This is a genomic window from Flavobacterium sp. (assembly GCF_039916025.1).
GTDB lineage: Bacteria > Bacteroidota > Bacteroidia > Flavobacteriales > Flavobacteriaceae > Flavobacterium.
Genome location: NZ_JBDSMB010000175.1, coordinates 1 through 5,738, shown reverse-complemented (window position 1 = coordinate 5,738; position 5,738 = coordinate 1). Strand labels below are relative to the sequence as shown.

Below are 5,738 nucleotides of genomic sequence, written 5' to 3'. Positions count from 1 at the left end.
TTATAAAAGGTTTATATTAATACTATTACAAACGTTATGAACATTACCGATAACAGAAATCTAGAAAAAGGATTTTTAGACATAGAAATCGATCCGCATCTCGATTTATTTGCGGAGATTGAGCGTCTAAAGAAACAGAAAAATGCAGTCATACTCGCCCACTATTACCAGGAACCCGACATACAGGACGTGGCAGATTTTATTGGCGATAGTCTTGGGCTGGCACAACAGGCAAGCAAGACGGATGCCGACATTATCGTATTTGCCGGTGTACACTTCATGGCCGAAACAGCCAAGATTTTAAACCCATCCAAAAAGGTTTTGCTGCCCGATTTAAAAGCGGGTTGTTCCCTGGCCGATAGCGCACCGGCGCCCTTGTTCAAAGCGTTCAAAGACAAACATCCCGATCACCTGGTGATATCCTACATCAACTGCAGCGCCGATATCAAGGCTTTGAGTGATATCATCTGCACCAGCAGTAACGCAGAAAAAATAATTGAAAGCGTACCGAAGGATCAACCGATCCTTTTTGCTCCCGATAAAAACCTGGGTGCCTGGCTCAATAAAAAATCAGGAAGGGATATGCTATTGTGGAATGGAGCCTGTATGGTACACGAGATATTCAGCCTTGAAAAGATAACTAAATTAAAGATCCGACATCCGAAAGCAAAACTGATCTCACACCCTGAATGTGAAGAGGCGATATTGCGTGTATCGGATTATATAGGCAGCACCACGCAGTTATTAAAATATTCCGAAACAGATACTGCCACAGAATACATTGTTGCCACAGAAACAGGCATACTGCACCAGATGCAGCAGAACAGCCCATACAAGACCTTTATACCGGCACCGCCCACCAACAGCTGTGCCTGCAACGATTGCCCGCATATGAAGCTGAATACCCTGGAGAAACTCTATTTATGCATGGAGTATGAGCAGCCGGAAATTTTAATGGATGAAACATTACGATTGGCTGCCAAAAAACCGATGGATAGAATGATGGACATAAGCAGGGCGGCCGGGCTGATCGGTTAAATAAAGGGTATAAACTTGGTTAAAGTTGTATGCTAAAATCTACCGGCTTAATGCTGGCCAGGCAAAACTAACACCCGTTAGAGTTTATGTTTTTCAAACTTTATCTGACTGGGGTAACAGTATGGTAACAGTATGGTGATAGTATGGTTACTATTATGAAACAATGCAGCAGCCCTATTCACAAGGTAAAATATGGCCAGGTGTTGGGCTATTAATTGAGATAGAATTAGACAAACTCTAAAGGCCTTATCGGCGTTCGAGTCTTACTCTCGCTGCGACATTCTTCATCGTATAAAAATTACTGAATTCAAAGATAGGATCGGCGTTCGGCAATTTTGGCTTGACGGAATAACCATTGGGCTGTAATGCTAATTCCAGCTTCAGTCTTTTGTTAATGGAATTCTTTCGGCCCGGTTTTCAATTTTAAAATTTAATTTTAACAAATTTAAAAATCGTAATTCATGAATTTTGAAAAATTAGTTCCCAATGTTTTTTATATCAATATTGGTGACGGTTTGAAATTTTTTATCGATTGTTTGAATTTCACTATTGCACATGATGAAATAAAATCTAGCCAACCATTTTGTGTATTGGAAAAAGATGGATTATGTGTAAACCTTTTTGAAAACGCAGCGCTTGCTAAAGAACATAACCCTGAATTCAGGTTAGTGACCAAAAATATTGATGAAGTTTATGAAAAAATTTCTAAATCTCATCCCGAATTTCTTCATCCGAACCTGAAAGAAATTACTCTTCGTCCCTGGGGCGCAAAGGAATTTGCAATTAAGGATAAACAATTGGGAGTTGTTATTCAACAATGGTAAAACAACCTCAGGTAATTTTGCTTAAAAAGAGTACCTTACTATTCAATTAAAATGAATAGTATGAAAATAAATAAGTTTATAAAATTCTTTTCAATTTTTGTGATGCTCCAATTCACAACGACAGTCTTTGCCCAAAAAAAATCAGACACAACTGCTATTCAAAATATACTTCTGGAAGAAATTGTTTCATGGAATAAGGGAGATGCTGAAATGTACTCGCGCCACTTTGCGGAAGACGGTACCTTTACAAATATTATGGGAGTGTTTGCAGTCGGTCATAAAATTTTTCAGGAAAAGCATGATCAAATTTTCAAAACAGTTTTTCTCGGAACTGAATTGAAACAAGAAGTTGTTTCCCTCAAATTCGTCCATCCCAATGTGGCAACTGTAGAGACTATTGGATGGGTATCCGGATTTAAAAATGGACCTATGAAAGGAACGACTCTTGATGATAAAGGACGGCTTAGGGTACGTCTCTTACAGGTAATGGTAAAAGACCGGAAGGATTGGAAAATTGTGACGTATCACAATGTGGATATAAAACCGGGAGTGCCTGCCCCAGAACCGCAATAGCGCTATTTGTTTTGCCTGTTCAGCGTAACAAAGATTTTAATCAAATTTCGTGAAAGAATATCAATTTGAATACACCAAAATAGTGGACACTATTTCGGTGGGTGTATTGGCAATTGTAACATTTATGTTAAGCGAAATTGTAGGAGTATATTTAAAACTAAATTTACTTCTCACATTAATTGCAAGTTTTGCCTTAGCCTATTTATTATTCCAGGCTATAAAAAGAAAGGCAGTGCGTTCTTGTATGGCTAGACTGGATGAAATGTCTGTTGAGTTTGAATTTGCCGGTGAAATAAAAATTATAAATTTCAATGACCTGATTTCTTTTAAGGATTTTAATGGGAGAACAGGACCGGTTTTATATTTAAAAACAAAATCTGAAAAGTTTAAAATATTCGCACACAACGCCTTTTGCAAAGCAGACGATTTTAAAATATTTTGTGACGACACCATAAGGCAACTTGATAAGTATAAAGGATCAAATAATCTGGCATTAATTCACGAAGGTTCAATATTTAATAAAAAATGAAGGTTGTATTTTTTAATCGGCGAAACGTTTATTTATATCCTTGCCTTTTTTATGACAAATACGTAAATATTTGTAATAGGCGGGATAAGCCCAAACCGCCAAATCCTGCACGATAGCGGCCTACTCTAAAATAATTGTGAGAAAGATTTGAGAGCCTATTAAATTGATGAGCTAACTGCTAATTCCACCTCATTAAATTGCTATGAAACAAATGGTATTATTAAGCTTCTTGATGTATGTGTCTTTATTTTCATACGGCCAGAAAGCGGGGCTCAGAGAAATAACCCCAGAAGATTTGCAGAAGATAAATGAGGAGATAGAAAAGAAAATTCCATCATTGACACAAGAACTAATTAGAAGTAAGAGTTCAAAGGATGAAATAGAGTTTTCAATCGACACATTTCGAATAAGACAAATTGCAGCAAAAAAAATCAGTATTAATTATTCCACGTCGGGAATGAACCGAATTATAGTAGAAATGACAGAGTCCTATAAAAAGTTGATGAACAAGTATTACAATAAACTTTTAAATAGTTTCGAGCGGAAAGATAGGGCAACATTAGTGGCAGCACAAAAGGGCTGGCTTATATATAGAGAGGCAGAAACCAAATTGATACATTTAGTAAATAAAAAAACCTATACTGGCGGAGGAACAATGTATTCAACTATCGCAACAGAATTGTATTCAGATTTAGTACTGCAAAGGACGCTTGAAATTTTTAGATACTACAAAGACATAGCAAGCGCTAAATAGGTCTGCGTTCGGAAATTAACGCTTTAACAGATAGTTAATAAGTAGCAAGTGTCAACTTTTTCGGGACGAGTCATATTTCATTTAGTAACATGTCCGAGCTCGATACCAGTCATTCCCCAACCGCTTAAAGCCTGGACTTGTTTTTAAATTTTTATAAGTGCTGGTTGCAGTAAAGGGATTTATCTTACAAAAATTATACACCCCTTACAATGGCTTCCAACTCATTTTTATTTGAAGTAAAACGGTAGCCTTTAGATAGACTCACGTTGTATGCCATGCAAAAAAAGAACGACTAATTTTAAATCAATATGAAAAAAAAAATCATTGATAAGTTCCCCTTTGTTTCATACGAAAAAAAAACGTATGAGATTACAGAAATGCAGACACGTTGCCGGCTTTTTTTTGAATGGATGAATACACGCAGAACCGTTCGCGATTTTTCGGATAAATACATTCCAGAAAATATAATTGAAAATATCCTACTTTCTGCATCCACGGCACCTTCGGGCGCACACAAACAACCATGGACATTTTGTGTAGTAAAAGATCCCGAAGTGAAAAAGCAAATCCGCGTTGCAGCCGAAAAAGAAGAAAAGGAAAGCTACGAAACAAGAATGACAGATGAATGGCTAAGGGATCTACAGCCTATTGGAACTGATTGGCACAAACCTTTTTTAGAAACCGCACCGTATCTAATTGTTGTTTTCAAAAGAAGCTATGAACTGGAAAGCAATAATTACAAACATCAAAATTATTATGTAACGGAAAGCTGCGGTATTGCCTGCGGATTTTTACTTACTGCAATTCACGATGCCGGGTTGGTTGCATTAACGCATACACCAAGCCCAATGAATTTTCTATCCAAAATTTTAAACCGTCCCGAAAACGAGAAACCTTTTTTGTTAATTCCTGTTGGTTATCCGGCTGATGAGTGTTGGGTTCCGGATTTGCAAAGAAAAAGCATTTCAGAAATCTGCGTTTGGATTTAAACTGCCGAAAGAACAACATTTGTAGGTGACCGATGGAATTTTAATCGGCAGTGCATCTTATCATCCTCTTTTGTAACTTTCAGCAACATATTCCAGCTATACGATCGCCGCAAACTCGGTGACTGTATGGAATTTAATATTAGAAAAAATGGCGCAAGAGAATTTGTTAAAAATAGCCATGGCCCAATTTGCGCCTGTATGGTTATGCAAAAACAAAACGATTGACAAAATAAAATCTTTACTAGTTGACGCTGGCACCGAGAAATGTGATCTTATTGTATTTGGAGAGGCGTTCTTGCCCGGTTATCCATTTTGGCTATCTCTAACTAATGGAAGCGAATTCAATTCTATCATCCAAAAAGAACTACATGCCCATTACATTCGCAATTCTGTCCAAATCGAAAATGGTGACTTAGTTGAAATCTGCAAGCTATCAAAAGAATATGCTATTGCAATTTATCTAGGAATAATCGAACGCGCAAAAGACCGTGGCGGTCATAGTTTGTATTGTTCATTGGTTTATATTGATGCCAATGGAGAAATTAAATCGGTTCACAGAAAAATGCAACCAACTTATGAGGAAAGATTAACCTGGGCCGCTGGTGATGGGAATGGTTTGCAAGTTCATAATCTAAAACAGTTTTCTATTGGCGGTTTAAACTGTTGGGAAAACTGGATGCCGCTTACCAGAACAGCACTTTATGGATTGGGAGAAAATTTACATATAGCTGTCTGGCCCGGATCCGCACACAATACTTTTGACATTACAAAATTTATAGCGAAGGAATCGCGCTCGTTTGTTGTATCTGTATCGAGCTTAATGCAAATTGAAGATTTTCCTGCAGATACACCTCATGTAAAAGAAATTTTAAAGAATGCTCCTAAAATTCTGGCAAATGGAGGCTCTTGTATAGCAGGGCCAGATGGTGAATGGATAGTTGCACCAGTAGTCGAAAAAGAAGGGCTTATAGTAAGTACAATAGATTTTAATAGAGTATTGGAAGAGCGCCAAAACTTTGATCCTGTTGGAC

The 5,738-nt window shown here is 37.4% G+C and carries 7 protein-coding genes; all 7 read left to right on the top strand.

Annotated elements, in window-relative coordinates; all coding sequences use genetic code 11:
- Positions 1 to 36 precede the first annotated feature (36 nt).
- A complete protein-coding gene (gene nadA / locus ABIQ27_RS13200; protein WP_348034386.1) occupies positions 37 to 1,038 on the top strand; it encodes a quinolinate synthase NadA in 1,002 nt (333 codons plus the stop codon).
- 461 nt (positions 1,039 to 1,499) lie between these two features.
- Positions 1,500 to 1,862, top strand: a complete 363-nt coding sequence (locus ABIQ27_RS13195) for a hypothetical protein (RefSeq protein ID WP_348034385.1) — start codon at positions 1,500 to 1,502, stop codon at positions 1,860 to 1,862.
- 60 nt (positions 1,863 to 1,922) lie between these two features.
- The gene (locus tag ABIQ27_RS13190; RefSeq protein WP_348034384.1) at positions 1,923 to 2,435 is read left to right on the top strand and encodes an SgcJ/EcaC family oxidoreductase; all 513 of its coding nucleotides are present in this window, start codon (positions 1,923 to 1,925) and stop codon (positions 2,433 to 2,435) included.
- Positions 2,436 to 2,484: 49 nt separating this feature from the next.
- Positions 2,485 to 2,964 (top strand): hypothetical protein, encoded by a 480-nt coding sequence (locus tag ABIQ27_RS13185; protein WP_348034383.1) that lies wholly within the window; start codon positions 2,485 to 2,487, stop codon positions 2,962 to 2,964.
- 202 nt (positions 2,965 to 3,166) lie between these two features.
- Positions 3,167 to 3,718, top strand: coding sequence for a lysozyme inhibitor LprI family protein (locus ABIQ27_RS13180; RefSeq protein WP_348034382.1), 552 nt, complete (start codon positions 3,167 to 3,169; stop codon positions 3,716 to 3,718).
- Between the two features lie 308 nt (positions 3,719 to 4,026).
- On the top strand, positions 4,027 to 4,707 hold the full coding sequence (locus ABIQ27_RS13175; RefSeq protein WP_348034381.1) for a nitroreductase family protein: 681 nt from the start codon (positions 4,027 to 4,029) through the stop codon (positions 4,705 to 4,707).
- A 148-nt stretch (positions 4,708 to 4,855) separates the two neighbouring features.
- The coding region (locus ABIQ27_RS13170) for a carbon-nitrogen hydrolase family protein (RefSeq protein ID WP_348034380.1) at positions 4,856 to 5,738 on the top strand (883 nt) is incomplete at its 3' end.